Origin of the sequence: Bacillus sp. SIMBA_074, from assembly GCF_046534555.1 — a bacterium.
Lineage (GTDB): Bacteria > Bacillota > Bacilli > Bacillales > Bacillaceae_G > Bacillus_A > Bacillus_A mycoides.
In genome coordinates this window covers 13,727-39,592 of record NZ_JAWRYM010000030.1, presented here as the reverse complement: position 1 = coordinate 39,592, position 25,866 = coordinate 13,727, and the positions used below count along the sequence as shown (strand labels likewise).

Genomic DNA, 25,866 nt, shown 5'->3' with positions numbered 1-25,866 from the left:
TATGCTTTTCCGTTAGTATTTCCAACATTTTCACAGAATAATACTAAAAACCGGTAAAACCACCAAATAAACTTGAGAAATATACGATAATTTTCGTCATCCAGTTAAAATATAGGAAGATACCCATGACAATCATAACGTATCCTCCAATCTTCATGAATTTCATACTATTTCTTTTAATCCAAGACATTTTCGTAATAAAGAATGAAAGTACGAAAAACGGGATAGCAAACCCAAGTATGTATGCTATCATATAAATCATTGCTGATTCTGGATTTGTTGCTGCTAATCCAATGACAGACACTAAAATAGGTCCAGTACAAGGCGTCCACCCTGCAGCAAAGGCCAACCCAATTAGAACGGATCCAAAATAGCCACTCGGACGATTTTTAAACGTAAATTTACGGTCTTGCATTAAAAACTTCGGTTTAAACACACCGACAATAATAAGACCGAACACGATGATAAATATACCACCTAACTGTCTAATTAAATCTTTATAATTTGTAAAGATGCCTCCAATAAAACTTGTACCAAATCCAATTGCAATAAAAATAATTGAAAAACCAAGTAAGAAAAACGCTGTATGTATCATACTTCTTTTGCGAAGCATTGCATTTTCTTCTTTCAATTCAGAAACCGACATACCTGTTATGTATGATAAAAATGCCGGATAAAGCGGTAAGCAACATGGGGATATAAATGATAAGAACCCAGCTCCAAACGCTAAAAAAATACTAATATCTTGCATTATTCCACTCCTCTCCTCTTCAATATTGTAGCAAAAACAATTGAAAATACTATGGACATTTCATGAATTCACTTTTCCAACATGACAATAAGAAAAACTACCCTTTCACACACTTTCTAATAAAACGTTTTCATTCCCTTCTATTATATAGAAAAATCTCAATTGAATTATGAAACTCTTTCTAATTGTTACTAACATAACAAAGGTTCCACAGTTTCTCAAATGATTAGCACATTACAATTGACTTCACACCTATTGGCCTTAAAATTTTTTTTCAAATGCTGTCTTTATACAACATAAAGCTGATTTTACAATACTTTAATTATTATTAATTTCAAGATTTTGCATAAATATCATACTTTTATTATTATTCTATAAAATTTTGCACTTTTCTTTCATTTGACCCTTCATTTTTAATTTTGTATACTTCCCTCTAGTTATATATGTCCGTTACGGAACAATTTCATATAGATGGGAGGAATTTTTCATGCTTCGTTATTCTCTTTTAGTTTTATTAGGAGCGTGTAGTTATGGGGTTTTAGCTATTTTTGTTAAACTTGCATATGCAGAAGGGTTTTCACTTGGAGAGGTAATTGGTAGCCAGTATTTGTTCGGTTGGATTATTTTACTTGCTATTACACTTCTATTTTCTAGACATCGTGTTCCACTAAAACAAATGTTAATTTTATTCGTTGCAGGAACGTCTGCAAGTTTTACTGGAATTTTTTATTACGCTTCTTTAAAAACTGTACCAGCTTCTATTGCAATTATACTTTTATTCCAGTTCGTTTGGGTTGGGATTATCATTGAAGCAGTCGCAACAAAAACATTACCTTCCAGAGAAAAAGTTATTTCAGTAATCTTCTTACTTGCAGGTACATTTTTATCAAGTGGGTTATTAGAAACATCAGCTGGTGATTTCGATACGACTGGAATCATTTTAGGCTTATTATCTGCTGTTACATTTGCAACATACATTTTCGTAAGTGGGAAAGTTGCCGTTGAAGTACCTTCATTAACACGCGGTGTCCTTTTAATGGCTGGCGCTTTAACTTTAGTCATGATCGTATTCCCGCCAACATTTATTTTTAACGGGGCGATCTCTCAAGGCCTTTGGAAATACGGCTTAGGATTAGGAATATTTAGTATCGTTATTCCGTCCATTGCCTTTACAATTGGCATTCCAAAAATCGGTTCTGGATTAGCAACTATTCTTGGTGCAGCAGAACTGCCAGTTACAACAATTATGTCTGTATTCGTTTTAAAAGAAGCTGTGCTATCTTCACAATGGATCGGTGTATCACTTATTTTAATCGGTATCGCAATTCCGCAAATTGCATACGCAATGCGTGGACGTTATAAAAAACAGCATACTCATAAAAAAGTTGCCGCATAAAACGAGAGAGGATTTTCATTTGAGAATCCTCTCTTTTATTATTGTATAATTAATACAAATACTTCACTTAAGAAAGAGGGCATAATAAGTGGCATCTATTCCTGATCAATTAACAGAAAAACTTATTTCCATTCGTCGGCATTTACATGAAAATCCAGAACTATCATACGAAGAATTTGAAACGACAAAAGCGATAAAAAATTGGTTAGACGAGGCCAATATCACTATTATTGATTCCAATTTAGAAACAGGAGTTATCGCTGAAATTTCTGGTAATAAAAACGGACCGGTTGTAGCGCTTCGTGCTGATATCGATGCCCTTCCTATCCAGGAAGAAACAGACCTTCCATACACTTCAAAAATACAAGGTAAAATGCATGCTTGTGGGCATGATTTTCATACAGCTGCTATTATTGGTGCAGCCTATTTATTAAAGGAAAAAGAATCTTCTCTTAACGGAACTGTCCGCCTTATATTCCAGCCAGCTGAAGAAAGTAGTAATGGCGCTTGCAAAGTTATTGAAGCTGGGCATTTACGTGGCGTGCAAGCTATTTTCGGTATGCATAATAAACCTGATTTACCAGTAGGTACAATCGGTATTAAAGATGGGCCACTAATGGCCGGAGTTGATCGATTTGAAATTGAAATCCATGGTGTTGGTACACATGCAGCTGTGCCTGATGCCGGCGTCGATCCTATCGTTACATCATCTCAAATCGTTATGGCACTTCAAACGATTGTAAGCCGAAATATTAGTTCTTCTCATAACGCTGTCGTAAGTGTAACAAACATTCATTCAGGGAATACGTGGAACGTTATTCCCGAAAAAGCAATATTAGAAGGAACTGTCCGTACATTCCAAGCTGAAACACGTGAAAAGATTCCGGCATTAATGAAACGTATCATTAAAGGCGTTTCTGATGCACTAGGTGTAAAAACAGAATTTCGATTTTACCCAGGTCCTCCTGCTGTTCAAAACGATAAAGTACTCACTGATTTTTCTATTCATATTGCAGAGAAAATGAATCTAAACGTTATCTCTCCTACACCATCAATGGCTGGAGAAGACTTTTCTTTTTACCAACAAGAAATACCAGGTTCATTCGTCTTTATGGGAACAAGTGGTACACATGAATGGCATCATCCAACTTTTACAGTAGATGAAAAAGCATTGCCTATTAGCGCAGAGTATTTCGCCCTATTAGCCGAAGAAGCTATTCATCAATTATTACAAACAAAAAGCCGTTAAGTTACCCTTAACGGCTTTTGCTTATGCTGTTAAATCTCGTTTTATAAATACAGTATAGGAAACCCCTAAAAATACAGCTAAGTATAGAAGAAGCATACAAGAAGCAAATGGGAATGTTACTCCATCAATAAAGCTTCCACCCTTTAAAAGCCCATATAAATCTGTATTCGCTGGTAATAAATATTTCGCCCATTCATATCTTGCTGCCGGAATTAGCGCTATTCCCCCTGATAATGCAAGAAATAAAGAAATCCCGATTGCACCTCCGCTCGATCTCGTTAAAACGGAAATCATAAAGGCAAATGCAGCATACACAAGAGTTGGTAACCAAGATAAAATATAATATTTACTTGCTTCTACGAAAATATTTTGTTTTATTATATTTCCATTTTGAACGACAAATTCAGCCCAAGCTGGTTGTTGGAATTTATAAATAATCAACCCGCATAATACGGAAAAAATCATATTAAATATAAATAATAATGCCGCAAATATAACGATTGCCAAAAACTTAGATGTTAAAATTTCAAATCGGCTCGCTGGACGAATTGTTAAAAATTTATATGTTCCCCAGCTATATTCATTCGCAAAAATCGTACTCGCATATACGAGAATAAACGGAAGTAAAATTGGAAATACGATAAAACCTGTATCTCTCATAAATGAAAGCGGAGAACTACTTGCTGGCGCTGTATTCGTATCTAAATGCTTCATTTTAAGCTGGTATTCCTTTACAAGCTCGTCTCCTGACTTTTCTGTTAAAATATCCTCTTTTTTCATGCCGAGCTTTTTCTCAATTTCTACAGTGCGTTCTGTATAATCCGCTTTCCACCCTTTTGTTTCTGGCTCTAAATATTTTACCGTAACCCATCCTAATCCAATAATTAATACCGCAATAACTGCAAAAGGAATAATCGTTCGCTTTCGCTTAAATATTTTATACAGCTCGTTATAAACTAAATTAAACAATATCTTTTCCTCCTGTTAATTCTAAAAACTGCTCTTCTAGCGTTTTTCTTTCTTCATATACACGATAAACTTGAATGTTTTTCTCCATCAATGTACGAAGAATATTTGGAACTTCTTCATCTTTCACGTTTATAATTAATTCGTTTTCTTTTACTAAAACATCGTATTCTAAAACCTCTGCCGCTTTATTCGCATCATCTACACGTATATGTATTTCTTCTGCTTCTTCCTTTTTATCACTTTGAATATTTTGTGTTGCGACATATTCTCCATGCTGAATAATAATAACCCTGTCACACATTAATTCAACTTCTGAGAGTAAGTGACTAGAAACAAGAACAGCTTTTCCTTGTTCATGCGCAATTTTCTTTATGTACATCCGCATTTCATGTATACCACTAGGATCTAATCCGTTCGTCGGTTCGTCTAGTATTAATACATCTGGATTATGTATAAGTGCCTGAGCAATTCCTAAACGCTGTCTCATACCGAGTGAATATGCTTTTACTTTACGGTCAATTACTTGTCCCATTCCTAACAATTGCACTACTTCATCGATACGCTCTTCAGTCACATTCCCATTCATTCGTCCGAAATATGTTAAATTTTCATAGCCGCTTAAGAAAGGATAAAATTCTGGTGTCTCAATTACAGCACCAATTTTCGCAGCAGTTTTTTCAAATTGCTGTTTTACAGATTGACCATCAATCCATACTTCTCCTTCTGTCATACGAATCATTCCGACCATCATTCGCATTAATGTCGTTTTTCCAGCACCATTTGGTCCTAATAAGCCAACTACTTCACCTTTTTTCACTTCAAAACTAATATTTTCTACTAACGTCTTTGAACCAATTCGCTTTGTTAATCGATCAACTTTTACGATCGCTTGCTCATTTATCATTCCATACAACCTTTCTTCTTAACTCTTTTTTTCAGTTCTTCCCACTGTATCATGATTAATAACATGTGTAAAATGAAGAAAAAGCCATGATTTCTCATGCCTTTCTCCTCGTTTCATATGACTTTTCACCCTTTAACCTTTGTGTAAACCTACAACATTGCCACATTGATATTATAATGACAGTTATCATAACAACTGCTGTTATCACTACCGCATACATCGTAATCGGTGCATTGGTTATCCCTTGGATTCCTACTGCCTTCATAAAAATAATAATAAATAATTTCAAAAATAACATACCATGAATTAATCCGAAAACAAAAGCTCCCCCATAAGTTAATAATTGCTCCTGACATAATAAACATAACATTTCTTTTCTTGTCATCTTCACTACTTCATACGATTTAAACTCCTCTCTTCTTACCTGTAAAAGAGAGGTTGTCATTTTATATGTAACGAAAATACACACAAAAACTATAAATAGAAACATAGCATAAAACCACTTTACAAATATAGGTGTATATTCCGCTTTACTTATTATAGCTTCATTGAATCGGAATGATATCATAAAAAAACAAATCATTGTATTCATAGCAATCCACATAAATTGTTTTAACCTTTTGGTAGCAAATATTTGTATATTTTTTCTCGCTAACCGAAATAAAGACATAATTTCCCCCTACCTTACTTCATAACATACGCATTCTATACTACTAGTGTATAAGAATATGACATTTTAAACATCGCACTTCAATCGGAATCTTTACTAAGCCTTTAGTCCTAGAAACCAAGCATATTTACCTCTTTAGCATTGAACAAAAAAACAAAAAACGGAAATGCACTTTAGTTACATTTCCGTTTTTTGTTTAACGAGGTGAATCTTTATATAACTTAATTATCATGACTACCTTGTAACTTCATCAACTATTCAGCCTTCGCATCTTCCACTTCAATCCTTTTTTTCTCTCTTGCAATTTTCAAAAACTCTAACAACTCTGGATTGTTATTCATTTTTTTATAAGCCACTGACATTTCTGCAACAAAATTAGAATCACATAACTCTTTATATACAACTTCTGTTTTATACAATTTATTTGCGGATACAGGTATTACCGTAATTCCAATACCTGCCGCTACAAGCCCCATAACAGTTTGATACTCCGTTGCTTCTTGTACAATGTGCGGACTAAAACCTACATCACGGCAAAGCGATAAAATTGTATCATATAACGCTGGCCATACTGGTCTCGTAATAAATACGAACGGTTCATCCCTTAAATCTTCGATATGTATTTCGTCCTTTTCAGCAAGAGGATGTGCCTTCGGTAAACATAAGGTACACGAAAGTTTTTGAATTGGTTCTAACTCAAGTAATTGCGTCGGAATTGGCGGACGTAAAAATCCAATATCAATTCGATTATCATGAAGTGCATGCACCTGATCTGGTGTTGACAATTCATGTAATGCGACAGACACCCTTGGAAATTTCTTTCTATACTCCCTGACGATTGACGGTAAAATATCATATATCGCTGCACCTACAAAACCGATTGAAAGTGATCCTACTTCTCCCCTTTGAGCACTTTGTGCGACTTCTACTGCTTTTTCAATTTGTTCAAACGCTTTTTTCACTTCTTTTAAAAACATTTCTCCAGCTTCTGTTAATTCAACCTTTCTCTTCGTTCTTGAAAATAACATAACTTCCATTTCTTTTTCTAATTGCTGAATTTGTTGACTAAGCGGGGGTTGTGTCATTTGTAGACGAGCAGCCGCTCGTCCAAAGTGCAATTCCTCTGCCACTACAACAAAATATTGCAAATGCCGTAATTCCATTTTGGACACCCTTTTCACTTTCGATTAATACATCTAATATATTAATAACATATAATTTATATATTAGACAAATATTTCGAATGAACGTATAGTAGAAATTGTTAATTATTTTTTACAATTTTTATGTAAAAAACAAAGAGGTGGTTACTGTATGAAATGGTGGAAGTTAAGCGGACAAATTTTATTATTATTTTGTTTCGCTTGGACAGGTGAATGGATTGCAAAACAGGCACACCTCCCAGTTCCAGGAAGTATAATCGGTATTTTTTTATTATTAATCTCGTTAAAATTTAACATAGTGAAAAAAGAATGGATACAAGACGGTGCAGACTTTTTATTAAAAGAACTTATTTTATTTTTCATCCCTTCTGCAGTCGCTGTCATTCGTTACAAAGATACATTATCACAATATGGAATCGATCTCATTTTAATTATCGTGATTAGTACACTTTGTGTCACTCTAGTAACAGGGCTTTTAACAGAATTGCTATTAAAGCGGAAAGGATCAACACAATGATCGGCTTTCTTTGTTTACTATTAACACTATTCACATATTGGGTATCTAAAAAAATGTATCAACGCTGGAATTGGAGCTTACTTTCTCCCCTTCTTGTATGTCCAATCATTTTAATTGCTTTATTACTCGGATTAGATACACCGTACGAAACCTACAAATCTGGTAGTCATTGGCTAACAGAATTATTAAAACCTGCAACAGTTGCTTTCGCATGGCCAATCTATAAATATTTTGATCTATTAAAAAAACATGGAACTGCTATTTTAATTAATGTCATTGTCGGTTCTTTTCTATCTGTTATTACTTCCGCACTATTAGCTAATTTTTTTCAAATTGACTCTACAATAGAACAAAGTTTAGCACCGCACATTGTAACAACACCTATTGCAATGGCTATTTCAGAAATGATTGGCGGCATGTCACAATTAACAGCAGTTTTCGTTGTATTAACTGCCTTAACTGGAGCATTACTCGGTCCTACACTCATACGCATATGCCGTATTAAAACAGCGCTCGCAAAAGGTATAATGCTAGGTACTAGCGCGAATGGAACCGGAACATCAAAAGCATTTGAAATCGGCCCTGTAGAAGGTACAATTGCAAGTTTATCAATGCTTTTAACAGCTGGAGCTAGTTTAGTTATCGTTCCACTTTTCTTATCGTGGATACACTAAAAAAGCAAGTATCTACACACTTGCTTTTTTATTTATATATCGGCATATTAGCTCATAATCCTCCGGAAAAGCTAACGATAATTTTCCAACTTCATGTATCCCTTTCCAATCAATCTCATGTATTAACTCATCCGGATCTTGGATTTTCATATTACCGCCTATTTTTTTAACAAAGTAATAATGAACATACACCGGAATCCCATATGTAATACCTTCTTTTTCGTATATTTTATTTACAACCTCCACATTGTAACCTGTTTCCTCCCAAACTTCTCTGATACAACATTCTTCTAGTGTTTCTCCCTTTTCAAGTCCTCCACTTGGGACAGACCATCTTTTTTCTTCCCCTTCTTTTCCTTGCAATACCATTAAAATTTCATTTCTTTCATTCATACAAATAGCTGCCGTACCTATCCATCTCTCCATATACATCCCTCCCCTACTAAAATTCGTCTTCTTTTTTATTTCCCCTTTGAAAAAAGAGGAAATAAGTAAAAAGATGCCGAAAGTTTACATCAACTTCATGAGCAGTCCCTTCTTAGAAATTCAAACCGGAAGGATGAAATTATGATTTCTAAATATGTTGTGGAATGTGTTTTTTGTGAAGAAAACCGAAAACCTCGGCAAGCCGTTGTCACAGTGCCTGCTACTTCTCAGCTACTAGCCATTCAAAAAGTACGAGCTGAATGTAAACGTCGCTTCGGAAAAACTTTATTATTGCAAACAGAAATTAAAGAAGGCTTACTCATTGAACAAAAAGAAAGCTGACCATAAATTGGCCAGCTTTCTTATCCGATCATATTTTCACATGAAGATTAGGGGCATCCTCTTTAAGGATCGGGATTTACCCATTATGTGCGTTCCATAATGGTCATCGAACAATATATTTCTATACAATAAACTATTGAATAGAATAGGGCAAAACTTGTTCGCATTTTTAGAAAAGGGATAGGGATATAATTCAAGTAATACTTTGAATACTCGAACTTTATACTCATTATATTAAAGCAAATCCTTTTATATGAGAAATATGAATTACTTACATAATTCATTCGTAAAATATATTAATAGATTTCTATATATTCTCTTTAATCTACTAACAACATACATCCAGCTAATATTGGTGTCATAATCATCGAAAACCTTAGAAGCATGCGAGGTGCATAATTTGTAAACTTAGCTCCTATATATGCTCCTAACATTGTCCCGATTAAAACTTGTACTAATAATACATAATCTAAATACCCTTCCGAACTATATCCAAACCCACCTCCAATTGCGATTGGTAATATAACGAGCATTGTCGTCCCTACAGATTGACGGATTGTTAAACCTAATAGAACCATTAATCCGAGTTGGATAAAAGGTGCTGAGCCAATACCAAATGCACCTGCTAAAATTCCAGTCACCAATCCGAGGAATATACATTTAATCACGTTATCTTTCGAAAGTTCTTTATGCCCTTTTAAAGACGACTGTGATCTTTTTTGAAACATAATCAACCGAATAAACATAAAAATTGCCGATAAAAATAACATACCAGCTGTAAACCAATGCAACAGATGTGCTGGTATTAACGAACCAAACTTTGAACCAATATAGGATCCAAACGCGCCAAATCCCCCAACAACTCCGCCTATTACAAGCACAACATTCCCTTCTCGGTAATGACTTACTACTCCAGATAATGTCGTAAATGCCATCGCAGTTAAAGATGTTGCAAGAGCAACATGAATAGGGATATGGAATACTAGAGTGAGTATCGCGATGATAAATCCTGCTCCCCCTGCTCCGACAAATCCTAATAAAACTCCCATTAATAACATTGTTATAATAATTGCCACATAATTCCCCTCCAATATCCCAATTATCTATCATATACACACTTCTATACAAACAAAAAGCACCCTAAGCGGATGCTCTGACTACTTTTCTTTATTGATAATATGTATTTAATCTTGATTAATTAAAATAACAGCTGGACCAGAAACAACTACTCCGGCCACTTCTATCTTTTCAAATTCCATCACTGTAATAGATATAACCCCTTCTCTTTCCATCAATTCCTTACTCAGGACTTCAGTCGGTATTGATTTCACCGTCCTACCTCCTTTTCATTTTATACAAAATTACAAAAAACTACCCAATGCATCTAAATATATGCATCACCTCCGCTTTCATTCCTTATTCCAGTCAAAATTCACATCCCCTTTCTATAACATATTGAAAAATAAAAAAGCACTCGCCAAAGCGAATGCCTTTCCATTATTTACTCTCTATTACTTTTAACATTCTATTAATAAATGCTGCCGATTCCCCACGTGTTGCAGAACCTTTTGGCATAAACTCATTATTCTCATTCCCTTTTACAATACCTAACCCATAAACACGTTGAACCGCCTGTTTATCATACGCTAAATTTTGATCCGTAAATGGTAATGAAACTAAATTACCTTTTATATTTTTGTATTGCAATGCACGATCAATCATAATAACAGCTTCATCACGTTTAATCGTATCATTCGGAGCAAATATATCATTTCCTCGTCCACTTATAATCCCAGCACTAGCTGCACGATTAATACCATCTACTAACGATGGATGGGCTGTGCCTAAATCTTTGAAATTCGATTTCCCCTCTGGTAATTGCAATGATCTTGAAACTAAATTCGCAAATTCACCACGTGTTACAAGACGTTCTGGCCAGTAAGAACCCTTCCCGTCTCCAACCATAATACCTCTTTTATCTAATTCACGAATATCTGCTTCATACCAACCGCCAGTTATATCATCTTTATGATTCGTATCATAATAAGCTTTCGTTCCCTGTAAAAATGGCTCCCACGCATTATTCCTTATCATAATGGCCGGACAATTCTTTCCGCTCCAAAATTGATGTTTTTTCACATTTTCTAAAGGAATATTTAACTCCCCCATTAAATAGGCTGCTAGTTTGCGAGCATTTTCCACAGCTTTATTATAATCACCATCTTGATTGACAGCAATTTCAATTGCAATTGATTCTCTGTTACCAGTTCCTTCTGCTCCATCTCCAGCATGCCAAGCATTTTCATTTAATGGTAGATGTTGATAAATTTCTTTATCATCTACTGTAAAATGCCAAGATGCTGAACGATCAGTCGTTCCTGTTGCTTGGCTGTATAAATATTGTGCATGGTTTCTAGCATTTGCTCCAACACTATAATTATCTGTCTCATGAATTGTAATGTATTTTGGTTTCATCGCATAACCTGGACGAATATTTTCATTACCTGTTGGTACAATCATTTCCTTTAATGGTACACCGTAAATATCCGTTGTTTTCTCTTCTATTGGTGCAGTATACATAACCGCTGCACGTTTCGTACGAGTTGGAGTTGTACTTTGAATAAGAGATGCTTTTGTACCCTCAAATTTTGCTGAAGGTGCATAAATCCATTTCACCTCATTATCTATTTGGACTTGGAACCACTCTCCAACTTGTCCAATTGCAATAATTGTTTGCGGTTGTAACACTTTCTCGTCTTTATATGAATTAAATGGTGCGGAATATGTAGCTGTCTCTTCATTAATTACTAATTTTTCGTTTGCCAAGTGATAAACTTCCTTAACCTCTACATTTCCTTCACTACTTTGTATCCACCCAGCTCCAGATTCTGTTTGTATATAGTAAGCGTTTCCTTTTTGTTTTTCGGCTTTCACTACTTGATTAGAAAGCTGAACACCTGTCGCTTTTTGTAACTCAGCAGAATCAAATAAAGATGCTGAACCTATTATATGTACAAAAAAATCTCCTTGTACTTCATTTGTTATTCCTTTGCTCTCTCCACGTCCATCTTCATCTTTCATATGGCTTTCAATACTTTTTAATGCTTGCTCGTCTGTTGAAATCGTTACGGTCTTTTCTACTGTGTCGGCATAGGAAAAACTCGGAATCGTTACCATACTAAATACAATTGATGCAGCTAAAACATTATAAAATTCTTTTTTCATACTAATTATTTAACACGTTTATATCTTAATTCGTGTTAACTTCCCTCCCTAATCTAAAATATTTAAGGCTATCTAGCAGACTTCTAAACTAAATAACCCTTTACAATATAACAAACTCTATCTCATTCGTATAGATAGGAATGACTACTATTTGCCTACTTTTTCTATATTGGAATATAGAAAAGAAGCTATAAAAGATATAGCTTCTCCTCTCACTATTTCAATCTCGTTGTACCTTATACTCTATAACTCTACCATCTTTATCAAATTGCAAAACAAGACATTCACTATCTATAGGAATGAAACCACGTTCATTCCCAAGATAGTACAAAGTAGTAATTCCCTCTGCCCAACTTCTCGTTTTCATAGGGGTCCCTAACAATTTTGTAATTTCCTCGTTTGATTTCCCTATCAATTTATGCTCCTGTAATAGGTCATCTACCATATGTACTCGTTTTTCTTCATAATTTAACCACCGATCCTGATTAAAATTTGAAGTGTATTTATTTATACTTAATTGTACGGTGCATACTAGCAATGGAATGAAACCCACCATCATTATAGTGAACAGTTGTTTCTTACCTTTATCACGTCTTGCCGAAACATGTAAGATAGACTTTTGAATAATAACTAATAAAATAAAAGGCATTACTACCACCAAAATACTCATTACACTCAATGGCACATGAACCATATCTATAACAAAGATAAACACAAGATACATTAATATATACAAACAAACAAAAATAAATGTACAATATTCCCCACAATATAGAGCTTTTACCTTTCTCCACCTAACGCACCTCGCTATTTACACACTTCAAGCCTTGCTCTGCTAATTAAAGTTTCATTTCGAAACATAATTCATCTGACCAATCATATCTCTAATCTTTCTTAGTTCTTGTGCTGTATATATTACTTTACTTGTTAAAACTTCATTTCTGAAAAACGTTACAATTTGCTCTCTATCTTTAAATCTCGGCAATTCTTCATTAGAAAGATCAATAACTTCTTTTCCACTCTCATTTTCAAAATATACAATTGGTTTTACTTTTTCCTTTACAATATCTACTTGCATTTCTTCCAAACAATTATATAAAGTTTGAGATAGCATTTTCGCTTTATACGCTGGATTCCCTTCATTTCTTACTTGCAAAGTTAATGAAGTTCCATCCGTAATAAATTCAAATGTCTCTTCTTTTTCAATTTCATGTTGATACTTACCAATTTTCTCAATCATAAATAAATATATACCCGCATTTTCTCTCGTTAAGCCATGGATTAATTTCCCTGTCCATTCTTTCGTCTCAAGTAGATAAATACCAGCTTTACATAAGATAAGGTGATGAATTCGATTATCATTTATGTCACGTTTATCTCTATATTTATTGCGTATCATAAAAACGTTCGGTATAATATGAAACTCTTCTTCTAGTATTATTCCTTGCTCAACGAAACCTCGCTTCATATAATGTAATGTTTCATGCGCATTCACTTCAGCACCATTTTTGGTATATTCTCGTAAATCCGCAATTAAATTTTGAAACATATGTATTTCACTACTATGCTTATCTTGCATTTCACTACGTTCTTTACTATGTTGAACAGCCAATTGATTTTTCATCATACGCATATTTTCAAGTTCTCTAGCTGTATTCACTTGTAAATCATTATATTTTTTCTGTTCCATATTCTTTAAAGTATCCTGTTGTTCTTTATGCCCTGTAATCGTAGCTGCAATCTCATTTTCATACGTTTCAATCGCTTGTTTCTTTTCAAACTCTACTTGCTGACTCTCTGATTCTAACTGTTTATTTTTATAAAACAGTACAAACACTACAGCTAATAATATTAAAATCCCACCTATTAGCACATACTCCATATTATTACTCCTTTATTTCATTTCCGATTATTTTTAAACATATATCAATTACATTATACTATGCTATCAATATATACTTTGTAAAAATTATATATTTTTAATAAAAGGCACCTCAGTCGAGATACCTTTTAAGTTCACTTTATTGTACAACATATTGAATATAACTTGAATCATAGTATACCCATTGATTTGTCCCTAAGCAAAGCCATCCATCTAGCTTACTCCATACTCGATATGATTCACCATGATGTAACTGTCTTATAACATTCCCGTTTAATGATGGAGCATCTCGCAGATTCACATTATCGCCAGTAATAGTTGCTACATAATGTTTATACTGAATATAACTTGGATCATTATATACCCACTGATTTGTCCCTAAGCAGAGCCATCCATTTTGTTCTCCCCAAACTTCATATGATTCGCCACGATTCAATTGGCGAATTACACTAGACTGTAAAGATGGTCCACTTCGTAAATTCACATTATCTCCATTAATTACAGCAACTCCGTATACTGGAGTCGCATTATTAGGCGTGGAAACATTACCTCCACCACTTGCTCCATTTCCTTGTAAAGCTTCTAATGAAACAGCTGCTGATACATCACAATTCCCTACACCTGAAATTTGACCAGAATCTGTGTACTGCCATGCTGTCCACTCTGTCCATCCACCAGCATCAGCAGGCGGTATACTAGAATATCTGGAAATCCATAGTGGAATGTCACTTAACCCGCTAATTCCAAATTCATTAATATACCAAACTCCTGTATATAACATTACATTTTTCCCAGTAGCTTGTTTCACATAATTTACGAAACTTCTTGCCCAATTCGATATAGTCGCACCCGTTAAACTACTATTGCTAGTATCCGCTGGCGATTCTAAATCTAAAACAGGGATTAAGTCCGTCTGATTACTCTGTAATATATTCACAAAATATTTCGCTTCTGAAATTGCATCATTTTGTTCTGGATGAGCAAAATGATATGCACCAATTAATACATTCGCATTTCTCGCAGCTTGTACATTTTGAACGAAAGTCGGGTCAATATAGTTCACACCTTCCGTCGCTTTTGCGTACGCCGCTGGAATGCCAGATGACTTCACAGCATTCCAATTAATGTTTCCTTCCCAATGAGACACATCAATAAACGTAATATTTGAACTGGATCTATTTTGCATATAAAAGCTCCTATCAAATTTTGTTATTCTATATACAATATGTACAACTCTAGTTAAAGGACACGACAAACCTCTCACATATTTCGAAAATTTTATTACATTTTAATATCTGAGAGAATAGAAAAAAGACCTTGTAATTCTACAAGGCCTGTTGCAAACTCCCTTTATTTTGTAGCAAGTACATATTGTAGTAAAGTCCTTGTTTACTAAGTAACTCTTGATGTATTCCGCTTTCTACAATTTCCCCTTCATGCATAACAAATATTTGATCCGCATCTTGGATTGTAGACAATCTATGCGCAATCGCTATCGTTGTTCTACCTTTTCGCATTTGCTGCAATGCCGTTTGGATAGCCTCCTCTGTTTCTGTATCAATATTTGCCGTCGCTTCATCTAACACTAATACTTTCGGATTGGTTGCTATCGTTCTAGCAAAAGCAATTAATTGCCTTTGACCACTAGAAAATGCAGCTCCTCTTTCGACAACTTCTGTATCATACTGCTCTGGTAATTTTTCAATAAACGTATTCGCTTGCACAAACTTTGCCGCTTCCTCTATCTCTTCATCCGTAATCTCTTCATTATACATACGAATATTTTGCTTTACATTTCCAGCAAATAAAAATGCATCTTGCAGCACAAGACCAATTTTCTTTCGAATTTCTTGTTCTTCAAACTGCTCTAAATCTACTCCGTCTATTACAATATTTCCTGATTTAATATTGTAAAATCTCATTAATAAATTCATAATCGTACTCTTTCCGCTACCAGTATGCCCTACGAAAGCAACCGTTTGCCCTGGCTTTACGTGAAAAGATACATTTTTTAAAACATCACGCTTTCCATCATATGAAAAAGTAACATCTTTAAACTGAATTTCCCCGTTAGCTACTCGTGGCTGTTCACTCCCCATTTGAACAGGAGCTAAATCTTTATCATCCATTAAATGAAATACACGCGATGATGAAACAAGCGCTTGCTGGAAGAAAGATAGTTTCATCATCATCTCATTTACCGGCTGGAAGAAACGATGAATATAGTTAACGAAAGCATATAAAACCCCTACTTCAACAGGACTCTTTAAAGCATCGATTCCGAATAAACCAAGTACTAACGCAATTGCTACAATATGAACAAGATCTGTTGCTGGACGTAAAAGTAATGCATCTAATTTCAATGTACGACGTCCAGCACTAAAATGTTTATTGTTCACTTCTTCAAATTCTTTTCTCATCCGCTTTTCTTGCCGGAACACCTGAACAATATTCATACCTTGAATGGACTCATTTAACTTTGCATTTAATATACTCAGCTGATTACGTACCTCTAAATAAAAAGCTGCACTTTTCCGTTGATACAACACCATAATTGCAAACATTACCGGAATTAATATGAGCGAAAATAGCGCTAATTTTACATCTAATAAAAACATCGCTACTAAAATCCCTACTAAAAAGACTACATTTTTCACGAATGTTGATAGTACACTAACATAAAAATCCTTAATCGCTTCTGTATCATTCGTTATGCGAGATACAAGCGTACCAATCGGCGTACGATCAAAGAAGCTTAATGACAATTTTTGAACATGTTCATACACTTCAACTCGCATATCTTGGACAATCTTAAAAGCGATATTTTGAAAGTACAATAAGTCTAAATAAGTAAATAATACTTTTAATAAATGAGCAATAATATACACTACAAATAGGGTTACAAGTGCTGATTGTTCAAAGTTACCTGGCACTAAGTGTTCATCAAGAAATTGTTTAATTAAAAAAGGACCCATCATTTCAGTTACAGTTGCACCAACTAGAAATAAAAATGCTAACGCCAATAACCCTTTATAGGGCCTCATATAAGAAAGCAACCTTCTTAAATCACTCCGTTTTTTCTCAGCCATCATACGCCTCCTTTCTCTACTAATGCCTCTAACTGCTGGCTTTCGTACATTTCTTTATACCAACCATTTTCTTTCATTAATTGCTCATGTGTCCCTCGCTGCATAACCCTACCTTCATCAATAACAAGAATAAGATTTGCATGCTGAATAGCACTTAAACGATGGGCAGTAATAATCGTCGTTTTCTCTGCCCTTTCTCGTTTCAATGCAGTTAAAATAGTTTCTTCTGTTTTTGCATCTACGGCTGATAAACAATCATCTAATATTAAAATTTCAGCATTTGTTAATAATGCACGCGCAATAGAGATTCTCTGTTTTTGACCTCCTGATAGTGAAACGCCCCTTTCACCTACTACAGTGTCATACCCTTCTGGAAATTGAAATATATCATTATGAATACAAGCAATATCAGCAGCTCGGCTAATTTCTTTATATGTAGCATCGGCCTTTCCGAAAGCAATGTTCTCCCCAATACTCGCTGAAAATAAAAAGTGATCTTGCGGTACATATGAAATTGCAGAACGCACACCGTGAAGTGTTAAATCTCGAATATCCCGCTCCCCAACTTTTAATTCACCATTAAAATGATCATACTCTCGAATTAAACATTTTAATAACGTCGTCTTCCCTGCACCAGTACGCCCTACAACTCCTAACGTTTCACCTTTTCTTAAGTTAAAGTAAATATCTTTTAAGTTTAATAGTTCATTCTTTTTATAAGAAAACGAATCAACAGCAAACGAAACATCACCACTTGCTATAGCATGTATAGCATTTTCCTTATTCACTACATCTGAAGTTTGTGAAAATATTTTCTCCACACGATCATACGAAGCACGTCCACGCTCCATAATATTAAATAGCCATCCAAAAGCTAACATTGGCCATACAAGTGTCCCTAAGTACGTTGTAAATGTTACTAATTCCCCTACAGTTAATTCACCTCGTACGACTAATAATGATCCGTAACAAATTGCGATCAAAAATGAAAATCCGACAATTAGGGAAATCGTTGGATCGAATAACGAGTCAATACGTGCAACTAGCATATTTTTATGTACGACATCTTCAGATTTTTTCCGAAACGCTTGTAAATCTTCTTTCTCTTGTCCAAGTGAGCGAATTACCTTCATCCCACTCATACTTTCTTGCACTTTATCATTGATTTCAGAAAACGATTGCTGTGCCTTATGAAATCTTCTATGCAATAAAGTTCCATAATAATTTGTAGAAATAGCTACAATTGGCATCGGAATTAAACTTAATAACGTTAACTTCCAACTAATTGTAAATCCCATCGCTACGAGTACACATCCTCCAACAGCTAATGAATCAACGAGTGTTAAAACACCTGCCCCCGCAGTTTGCTGAATCGCCTGAATATCATTTGTCGCATGTGCCATCAAATCGCCTGTGCGACGTGATTGATAAAAAGATGGGCTCATCTTAGTAAAATGTTCATATAGATTCTTTCGCAGTTGACGAGCTAGTTTTAAAGAAGATCCAAAAATCATAATACGCCATAAGTAACGTAATATATACATCATAATTCCTACAACTACTAATAGAATAACCCAGTTCAACAATTTTTCAGACGTTAATGTTCCACTATTAATTTCATCTACTACAATCCCTAGTACTCTTGGCGCTACAAGTTCAAGAAGTGCGACACCAAATAACATAATAATTCCGATTATGTACGCTCGTTTTTCTTGCTTAAAAAACCAAGCTAAATTAAAAAACACTTTCATATTTATCCTCCTCCCTTAAAATGAGCGATGTTTTCAGTGTAACAAAAATACAGAATATTTGAAAGTTTTAAATATGTTTTATAACCAAAAGAAAAGGACACTCGGTAAGAGTGCCCTTTGGCGCTTATTTCGTTTGTTGCTTGTTCATCGCGCTCATCATTTGATTGATTTTCTTTTGGGAAGGTTTTTGTCCCATTTGCATCATCATCATTTTTAACATTTGTTCGTTAATTGGTGGATTTTTTTGTAAGTAATTCATCATGTATTTGCGGGCAATGAAAAATCCTAACGCCACGCCTGCTACTAGTGCTACTACGCCCACTAGAATACCTAACCACATTGGCATATCTTTTCCTCCTTCATGTTGTCTACCTTACAGTGTACTAAAACCTTTTCAATAAGACAAGATACTATTCGACATTTTTTACACATATGTTCGTACTTGTTTGAGAGGATTTAACCAACCGTACTTTTTATTTTCATAATCCATCGCTAAAAATGTTAACTCACACTTTCTAAGCACCTCAAAGAAAGTTGTTTCCATGGATACATTTCCAGAAGTATTTATTCGAATATATTGTGGTTTCACCATTATTTCTCCGTATTCGGCTCCTGTATAAAGCGTATGAGTATGATTTGTTCTTTCATATTTACCAAGAACACGCAAAGCTTGTTCTAATTTATGATGAATTTTCATTACTTGTAACGGCATCGTAATATACGTCATTTGTTTATATAATACTTTCTTCTCCGAAAGGAACCCAGATTCTGAAAATCGAGCAAATAAATCAAAAAACAAATATTCACGACCAAAGTAAGCTTTCGCAATATCCTCTTGAATTAAATACAATTCATACGTTTTCATTTTTCCCCTCCCGATCTGGACAACCTTTTCCCTACATTATATAAGAGAAGATTTGCAATGATTGTCTGACTACGGAGAGAGAAAAAACTTTTCCTGTCGAAAAAACTCAATTACATAGAAAAATCTCCCCATGCTGGAGAGATTTTTCTAAAATCATTAAAGCATTTCTTTTACTTTACGAACAACGTTCTCTACAGTAAATCCATACTCTTCCATAATCTTCTCACCAGGAGCAGAAGCACCGAATGTGTCAATACCTAGTACATCTCCAGCAAGACCTACATAACGGTGCCATCCCATTGTAGCACCCATTTCAATTGCGAAACGTTTCGTTACTGCTTTTGGTAGTACAGATTCTTTGTACTCAGCAGTTTGAGCTTCAAAGCGATCCATAGATGGCATGCTAACAACAGCTGCATCAACGCCGTCTGCTGCTAGAGCTTTTTGCGCTTCGATTGCTAAGCTTACTTCAGATCCAGTTGCAATTAAGATTACATCAGCAGTTTCTTTCTTGCTTGCAGAAACTACATATGCACCTTTTGCTACTTTTTCATAAGTATCGTCTTTTGCACCTTCTAATGTTGGAAGATCTTGACGAGTTAACACTAATGCAGTTGGTGTTTTTGTTGATTCTAGAGCTAGTCTCCAAGCTGCAACTGATTCGTTACCGTCTGCTGGACGAATAACAGAAACGTTTGGCATTGCACGAAGTGCTGCTAATTGTTCAACCGGCTCATGTGTTGGACCATCTTCACCAACAGCGATACTATCATGTGTGAATACATACGTTACAGGCAATTGCATTAATGCTGCAAGGCGAATTGCTGGACGTAAGTAGTCAGAGAATACGAAGAACGTACCACCGTAAGTTTTTAAACCGCCATGTAGTGCAATACCGTTCATTGCTGCACCCATCGCAAACTCACGAACACCGTACCAAATGTTTTTACCGCTGTAATCAGCTCTTGTGAAGTCTTTTTCATTATTCATATATGTTTTGTTAGAACCAGCAAGGTCAGCTGATCCACCAAAGAATGATGGTACAGACTCTGCAATTGCATTAATTACAGCACCTGAAGAATTACGTGTTGCTGCTTTTGATCCTAATTCATAAGTTGGTAAGCTTTGTTCCCAACCTTCTGGAAGAAGACCGTTCATTGCTGCTTGCAGTTCGTTTGCTAATTCTGGATATGCTTGTGCATATTCACCGAGCATCGTGTTCCACGCAGCTTGCGTCGTTTCACCAACATCTTGTACTGTTTTACGGAAGTTGTCATATACTTCTTCTGCTACATGGAAGTCTTGTTCAGCAGTCCAAGCGTATGCTTCTTTCGTTAATTTTGTTTCGTCTGCACCAAGTGGAGAACCATGTGAAGCTGATTTTCCTGATTTGTTTGGAGAACCGAAACCAATTGTCGTTCTTACTTCAATTAGCGTTGGGCGTTTTTCGTCAGCTTTCGCTTCTTCAATTGCTTTTGCGATTGCTTCAATATCGTTTCCATCCTCAACACGGATTACTTGCCACCCGTATGCTTTGTAACGATCTTCTACACTTTCAGAGAATGAACGATTTAAATCGCCATCTAATGAAATATCGTTTGAATCGTAAAGTACTACAAGACGACCTAATTGTAAATGAGCAGCTAATGAAGATGCTTCAGCAGAAACGCCTTCCATTAAATCTCCATCACCACAAATAGCGTATGTATGATGATCTACTACATTATACGCATCACGGTTGTATTTAGCCGCTAAATGTCTTTCAGCCATCGCCATACCAACAGCAGTTGCAATACCTTGTCCAAGTGGACCAGTTGTTGCGTCTACACCTGCTGTGTGACCGTACTCAGGATGTCCTGGAGTTTTGCTTCCCCATTGACGGAAGTTCTTTAAATCATCCATTGTTAAGTCATAACCAGATAGATGAAGTAGGCTGTATAGTAACATTGAACCATGACCTGCAGATAATACGAAACGATCGCGGTTAAACCACGTTGGGTTATTTGGATTGTGTTTCATAAATTGAGTCCATAATGTATAAGCCATTGGTGCTGCACCCATTGGCATTCCTGGGTGACCAGAGTTTGCTTTTTCAATCGCATCAATGGATAATGTGCGAATCGTGTTGATAGAAAGTTGTTCGATTGAATGTGACATGCTATTCTTCCCTTCGCGTATGTTAGTAAACGTTTTATACATTTATATGATAGCTTCCCACGCAAGATTATACAACATGTATCGACAAATATGTTGATGTTTTTTTGATTTTTCATAAAAAATACAGTGATTCAGGGAATGTATGGGCATTCAATATGACATACTTTTTAATTGTTTTTATTTTAAAAATAAAGATAATTATCTGTATATTTATACACATATACTAATTTCTGATATATCTCTTTTTTGATAACCTTTAAAAATACAAAAAAGCATCTGAATTAGATGCTTTTAAAACAAATTAAATAATCCGCTTACGAATAGAACTTGAAATAAAATCAATTATAATTACCATTAAAATGATACCTAATAAAATAATTCCCACACGAGACCAATTACGTGAACTAAGTGCAAAAATTAATGGCGTACCAATACCACCTGCTCCAATAACACCTAAAATCGCAGCGGATCGTACATTAATTTCAAACCTGTATAACGTATACGATAGAAAATCCGGTAACACTTGTGGTAATACGGCATACCAAAGTATTTGAAACCGATTTGCACCCGTTGCTATTAACGCTTCCGTCGGTCCCTTATCTATATTTTCAATTCCTTCCGAATATAGTTTCCCTAACATTCCGATAGAGTGTAACCCTAAAGCTAGAACTCCGGCAAAAGAGCCTGGACCAACAGCTTTTATAAATAAAAGAGCCATAACTAATTCAGGAAATGTACGAACAAAACTAAGTACAAATTTCCCAGTTCCTGAAGTTAATTTTCCACTACTCATATTCGTTGCCGCCCAAAAAGCAAATGGAACAGATAAAAAAGCAGAAATAAATGTACCTAATATCGCAATTGCCAACGTATCAATTAAACCGTGTAATAAATCTTCACCATCTGGCAAAGATACATACGACCAATCTGGGTTCAATACGCCTGTCATAATGGCTTTTGTAATTTCTCCCGCCGTATTCTTTATTCCCTCTAACGGGACTCCTGAAAAGGCCCATACATATACAACTGTAAGTGCTATAAAAATAATCCAGCGATTTACACTCAGTTTCTTCGGTTTTGGTATGATTATCATCGTTTTACTCATTATAATTTCTCCCGCAACAATGTACTTATATAATCAATTAGCAATACAACAACAAGGGTATAAATAATAATAGAAGCAGTTTGTTGATATTGTAAAAATCCAAGTGTACGATCATAATATAATCCAATCCCACCTGCTCCTACTAAACCTAGAACAGCTGCTGCACGTACATTCACCTCAAATGTATAAAGTACATAGGAGACGAAGTGCGCTTTCACTTGCGGAATGACCCCATAAACTATCCATTGCACCTTATTCGCTCCTACAGCTGTCATTGCTTCTAATGGACCTGGATCAATTGATTCAATTGACTCATACAATAATTTCGCTACGAGTCCAACGGAGAAACAAGTAAGAGCCAAAATACCTGGAAGTGGTCCTATTCCAAAAATCGCTACAAAAATAGCCGCTAATAATAAATCTGGTATTGTTCGTATAAAATTTAAAATCAATCGAGCTGGACTGTACAAAAATACACTAGTAAATACATTACTTGCCGCAAATAGTGCAAGTGGAATGGCTAAAATCGCCCCTAAAGTCGTTCCAATAATCGCCATACGTATTGTATCTAACATTGCTGTTGTAATAATTTGAAAATAACTCCAATCTGGTGGCACCATTTCCTTCAATAAATCCATCATATTCGGAAAACCAACTACTAGTTTTGAAAATGATGCGTCGACCTGTACACTACTACCCCACAACAGTAAAATAACTAAAATAACCGTTAACATATGTTTCAATTTACTCGGCGGCTTCGGTATCGATTTCGAATATATCGTCACTTCATTCATTTAGCTGCCACCTCTAATAATGCGCCTTTCTGAGATACGTCCCCATAAATTTCAGCGAATTTTTCATCCGTTGCCTCTTCTACTAATCCATCAAAAACAATTTCACCAGCATGTAATCCAATAATACGAGTAGCATATTGCCTCGCTAAATCAATAGAATGTAAGTTTACAATTGTCGTAATTCCAAAATCTTCATTAATTTTCTTCAAATCATCCATTACTTGCTTTGTTGTCAGAGGATCTAACGAAGCAACAGGCTCATCTGCCAATATGATTTTCGCTTCTTGTGCCAATGCTCTAGCAATTGATACACGTTGCTGTTGTCCCCCTGATAATTCATCAGCTCGTGCATATGCTTTTTCTGAGATATTCACTCTATTCAGCGCCTGGAATGCAAGCTCCACATCCTCTTTCGGAAACAGACCTAACGTTGTACGCAATGTAGAATGATATCCAACCCGCCCAGCTAATACATTCTTCAGTACCATTGATCGCTTCACAAGGTTAAAGCTTTGAAAAATCATACCAATATCTCGGCGCATGCGTCGTAATCCTTTTCCTTTTGCAGCAGTAATAGACTCCCCTTCAATAATGATTTCTCCTTCTGTGATTTCATGAAGGCGATTTACCGATCTGAGAAGTGTTGATTTTCCAGCACCGGATAGCCCGACCATTACAACAAACTCACCTTTTTGAATTTTCAAGTTTATATTATTCAATCCTTTTGTACCATTCGGATACACTTTGGAAACATTTCGAAACTCTATCACACATCTTACCTACCTTCTATGTATTATCAATAACTGAAAAACGGCAAACTAACTGAAATCACACACTTTCCAGTTAGTCGCCATTTCCATATGTATTATTGCGTTTTCACTTTCTTTCCATATTCACGAACGATATCAAATTTACTATCATCAGATTTAACGTATCCTTCATGTGAGTATACCTCTTTAATGATTTTGTGCCCTTCCTCATTCTTTCCTATTTCAATGAAAGCATCCTGTAATTTCTTGCTCCACTCTGCATCTAAATCAGAACGTACAGAAATCGTATCGTTTGGAATTTTCTCCGTAAATTTTACTATTTTCGTTTGATCGAATATATTCGGATAATCTTTTTTTACAATATTGCGAGCATCTTGGAATACAACAGCTGCATCTACATCACCATTTAAAAGAGCAATAAGTGACTGATCATGACCTTTTAATGTAACAGGTTTCACATCCTTTAACGGATCGATTCCCTCTTTTAACAATACAGCCGCAGGCCATACATAACCCGCTGATGATGTTACATCTTGATAGCCAATTTTTTTACCTTTTAAATCTTTTACACTATTAATATTAGAATCTTTCTTAACAACAAACTCTGATTTATAAACATCTACTAAATCCTTTGTGGGAGCTCCAGTTTCATCATCTACCCCAAAACGTTGCGCCTGTAAAATTACGTTTGCAGCCTTTTTCTCATGCGCTAACACATACGCTGTTGGAGGTAAAAATCCTACATCTACTTGCTTAGATGCCATCGCTTCTACAATTGTATTGTAATTCGTTGAAATACTAACTTTTACCGGAATGTTTAATTTATCACTTAATAGCTTTTCCAATGGTTTTGCCTTCGCCTCTAACGTATCTGCATTTTGAGAAGGAACAAATTGAACATTTAGCGTCTTCGGTACATAACCTTTTTTCGTATCTTCATTTTTACTTGCACTTGATTCCTTCGTTCCACACCCACTTAATAATCCCGCTGCTAGTACAACTGTTGTGCTCATTGCAAAAACTTTTTTCAACATGTTAATGCCTCCATTTTTCGTTGTTATAAAATAACCTTCCATAAACATGAAGAAATATATCACATATTTTTACAAACAATTGCTTATTTACAGAATCTTTACACATTCTATACATTCACATTAAAATTCTTTT

Annotated in this window: 25 protein-coding genes and 1 pseudogene; 5 read left to right on the top strand and 21 right to left on the bottom strand. The window is 35.3% G+C overall.

Annotated features, from left to right (window positions below):
• Nucleotides 1-43: 43 nt before the first annotated feature.
• Nucleotides 44-751, bottom strand: a complete 708-nt coding sequence (gene ccdA / locus SB773_RS23975; protein WP_001152684.1) for a cytochrome c-type biogenesis protein CcdA — start codon at nucleotides 749-751, stop codon at nucleotides 44-46.
• Between the two features lie 487 nt (nucleotides 752-1,238).
• On the opposite strand from ccdA, the gene SB773_RS23970 reads away from it, so the two are divergent.
• The gene (locus tag SB773_RS23970; RefSeq protein ID WP_002033502.1) at nucleotides 1,239-2,147 is read left to right on the top strand and encodes an EamA family transporter; all 909 of its coding nucleotides are present in this window, start codon (nucleotides 1,239-1,241) and stop codon (nucleotides 2,145-2,147) included.
• An 88-nt stretch (nucleotides 2,148-2,235) separates the two neighbouring features.
• Nucleotides 2,236-3,396 carry a M20 peptidase aminoacylase family protein gene (locus SB773_RS23965; RefSeq protein WP_410592589.1) on the top strand — a complete coding sequence of 387 codons (1,161 nt, stop codon included), beginning with the start codon at nucleotides 2,236-2,238 and terminating at the stop codon, nucleotides 3,394-3,396.
• Nucleotides 3,397-3,417: 21 nt separating this feature from the next.
• On the opposite strand, the gene SB773_RS23960 is transcribed toward SB773_RS23965, so the two are convergent.
• The 4 genes from SB773_RS23960 to alsR all read right to left on the bottom strand — a co-directional run bounded on the left by SB773_RS23960 (nucleotide 3,418) and on the right by alsR (nucleotide 7,102).
• The gene (locus tag SB773_RS23960; RefSeq protein WP_410592587.1) at nucleotides 3,418-4,365 is read right to left on the bottom strand and encodes an ABC transporter permease; all 948 of its coding nucleotides are present in this window, start codon (nucleotides 4,363-4,365) and stop codon (nucleotides 3,418-3,420) included.
• Nucleotides 4,358-5,269 (bottom strand): ABC transporter ATP-binding protein, encoded by a 912-nt coding sequence (locus SB773_RS23955; protein WP_113735068.1) that lies wholly within the window; start codon nucleotides 5,267-5,269, stop codon nucleotides 4,358-4,360. The genes SB773_RS23960 and SB773_RS23955 overlap by 8 nt, the downstream gene beginning before the upstream one ends.
• Before the next feature lie 94 nt (nucleotides 5,270-5,363).
• Nucleotides 5,364-5,939 carry an FtsX-like permease family protein gene (locus SB773_RS23950; protein ID WP_044443670.1) on the bottom strand — a complete coding sequence of 192 codons (576 nt, stop codon included), beginning with the start codon at nucleotides 5,937-5,939 and terminating at the stop codon, nucleotides 5,364-5,366.
• A 254-nt stretch (nucleotides 5,940-6,193) separates the two neighbouring features.
• Entirely contained in the window at nucleotides 6,194-7,102 is a 909-nt protein-coding gene (alsR, locus tag SB773_RS23945) for an acetoin biosynthesis transcriptional regulator AlsR (protein WP_002146263.1), read from the bottom strand.
• 151 nt (nucleotides 7,103-7,253) lie between these two features.
• Between alsR and SB773_RS23940 the strand changes: the two genes are divergently transcribed.
• Nucleotides 7,254-7,619 (top strand): CidA/LrgA family holin-like protein, encoded by a 366-nt coding sequence (locus tag SB773_RS23940; protein ID WP_000872360.1) that lies wholly within the window; start codon nucleotides 7,254-7,256, stop codon nucleotides 7,617-7,619.
• On the top strand, nucleotides 7,616-8,293 hold the full coding sequence (locus SB773_RS23935) for an LrgB family protein (protein ID WP_410592583.1): 678 nt from the start codon (nucleotides 7,616-7,618) through the stop codon (nucleotides 8,291-8,293). Before SB773_RS23940 ends, SB773_RS23935 begins: the two co-directional genes overlap by 4 nt.
• Before the next feature lie 12 nt (nucleotides 8,294-8,305).
• Here SB773_RS23935 and SB773_RS23930 read toward each other — a convergent pair whose 3' ends face one another.
• Nucleotides 8,306-8,719: an NUDIX hydrolase gene (locus SB773_RS23930; RefSeq protein ID WP_002128561.1), complete on the bottom strand. Its 414-nt coding sequence runs from the start codon at nucleotides 8,717-8,719 to the stop codon at nucleotides 8,306-8,308.
• A 141-nt stretch (nucleotides 8,720-8,860) separates the two neighbouring features.
• Here SB773_RS23930 and SB773_RS23925 point away from each other — a divergent pair, with 141 nt between their 5' ends.
• The gene (locus SB773_RS23925; RefSeq protein ID WP_002128562.1) at nucleotides 8,861-9,061 is read left to right on the top strand and encodes a DUF3903 domain-containing protein; all 201 of its coding nucleotides are present in this window, start codon (nucleotides 8,861-8,863) and stop codon (nucleotides 9,059-9,061) included.
• 320 nt (nucleotides 9,062-9,381) lie between these two features.
• Here SB773_RS23925 and SB773_RS23920 read toward each other — a convergent pair whose 3' ends face one another.
• The 15 genes and pseudogenes from SB773_RS23920 to SB773_RS23850 form a co-directional block, all read right to left on the bottom strand.
• On the bottom strand, nucleotides 9,382-10,137 hold the full coding sequence (locus SB773_RS23920) for a sulfite exporter TauE/SafE family protein (protein ID WP_002128564.1): 756 nt from the start codon (nucleotides 10,135-10,137) through the stop codon (nucleotides 9,382-9,384).
• A 108-nt stretch (nucleotides 10,138-10,245) separates the two neighbouring features.
• Entirely contained in the window at nucleotides 10,246-10,392 is a 147-nt protein-coding gene (locus tag SB773_RS23915) for a BC1881 family protein (RefSeq protein WP_002014405.1), read from the bottom strand.
• A gap of 166 nt (nucleotides 10,393-10,558) precedes the next feature.
• Nucleotides 10,559-12,286, bottom strand: coding sequence for an S-layer homology domain-containing protein (locus SB773_RS23910; RefSeq protein WP_410592579.1), 1,728 nt, complete (start codon nucleotides 12,284-12,286; stop codon nucleotides 10,559-10,561).
• Nucleotides 12,287-12,506: 220 nt separating this feature from the next.
• Nucleotides 12,507-13,080, bottom strand: a pseudogene (locus SB773_RS23905) (hypothetical protein).
• 53 nt (nucleotides 13,081-13,133) lie between these two features.
• A complete protein-coding gene (locus SB773_RS23900) occupies nucleotides 13,134-14,168 on the bottom strand; it encodes a nuclease-related domain-containing protein (RefSeq protein WP_410592577.1) in 1,035 nt (344 codons plus the stop codon).
• A 139-nt stretch (nucleotides 14,169-14,307) separates the two neighbouring features.
• Nucleotides 14,308-15,354, bottom strand: a complete 1,047-nt coding sequence (locus SB773_RS23895; protein WP_410592575.1) for a GH25 family lysozyme — start codon at nucleotides 15,352-15,354, stop codon at nucleotides 14,308-14,310.
• Between the two features lie 139 nt (nucleotides 15,355-15,493).
• Complete coding sequence (locus SB773_RS23890; RefSeq protein ID WP_410592573.1) at nucleotides 15,494-17,257, bottom strand: ABC transporter ATP-binding protein; 1,764 nt, start codon at nucleotides 17,255-17,257, stop codon at nucleotides 15,494-15,496.
• On the bottom strand, nucleotides 17,257-19,008 hold the full coding sequence (locus SB773_RS23885; protein ID WP_002033485.1) for an ABC transporter transmembrane domain-containing protein: 1,752 nt from the start codon (nucleotides 19,006-19,008) through the stop codon (nucleotides 17,257-17,259). Before SB773_RS23885 ends, SB773_RS23890 begins: the two co-directional genes overlap by 1 nt.
• Before the next feature lie 124 nt (nucleotides 19,009-19,132).
• Nucleotides 19,133-19,354, bottom strand: coding sequence for a YneF family protein (locus SB773_RS23880; RefSeq protein WP_001132292.1), 222 nt, complete (start codon nucleotides 19,352-19,354; stop codon nucleotides 19,133-19,135).
• Nucleotides 19,355-19,432: 78 nt separating this feature from the next.
• Nucleotides 19,433-19,873 carry a sporulation inhibitor of replication protein SirA gene (gene sirA, locus SB773_RS23875; protein WP_002014415.1) on the bottom strand — a complete coding sequence of 147 codons (441 nt, stop codon included), beginning with the start codon at nucleotides 19,871-19,873 and terminating at the stop codon, nucleotides 19,433-19,435.
• 156 nt (nucleotides 19,874-20,029) lie between these two features.
• The gene (tkt, locus tag SB773_RS23870; protein ID WP_410592569.1) at nucleotides 20,030-22,030 is read right to left on the bottom strand and encodes a transketolase; all 2,001 of its coding nucleotides are present in this window, start codon (nucleotides 22,028-22,030) and stop codon (nucleotides 20,030-20,032) included.
• A gap of 301 nt (nucleotides 22,031-22,331) precedes the next feature.
• Nucleotides 22,332-23,135, bottom strand: a complete 804-nt coding sequence (gene phnE / locus SB773_RS23865; protein ID WP_002014419.1) for a phosphonate ABC transporter, permease protein PhnE — start codon at nucleotides 23,133-23,135, stop codon at nucleotides 22,332-22,334.
• Nucleotides 23,135-23,929: a phosphonate ABC transporter, permease protein PhnE gene (phnE, locus tag SB773_RS23860; protein WP_050000634.1), complete on the bottom strand. Its 795-nt coding sequence runs from the start codon at nucleotides 23,927-23,929 to the stop codon at nucleotides 23,135-23,137. Before phnE (SB773_RS23860) ends, phnE (SB773_RS23865) begins: the two co-directional genes overlap by 1 nt.
• Nucleotides 23,926-24,699, bottom strand: a complete 774-nt coding sequence (phnC, locus tag SB773_RS23855) for a phosphonate ABC transporter ATP-binding protein (protein WP_410592566.1) — start codon at nucleotides 24,697-24,699, stop codon at nucleotides 23,926-23,928. Before phnC ends, phnE (SB773_RS23860) begins: the two co-directional genes overlap by 4 nt.
• A gap of 95 nt (nucleotides 24,700-24,794) precedes the next feature.
• Entirely contained in the window at nucleotides 24,795-25,733 is a 939-nt protein-coding gene (locus tag SB773_RS23850) for a phosphate/phosphite/phosphonate ABC transporter substrate-binding protein (protein WP_002137777.1), read from the bottom strand.
• Nucleotides 25,734-25,866 lie beyond the last annotated feature (133 nt).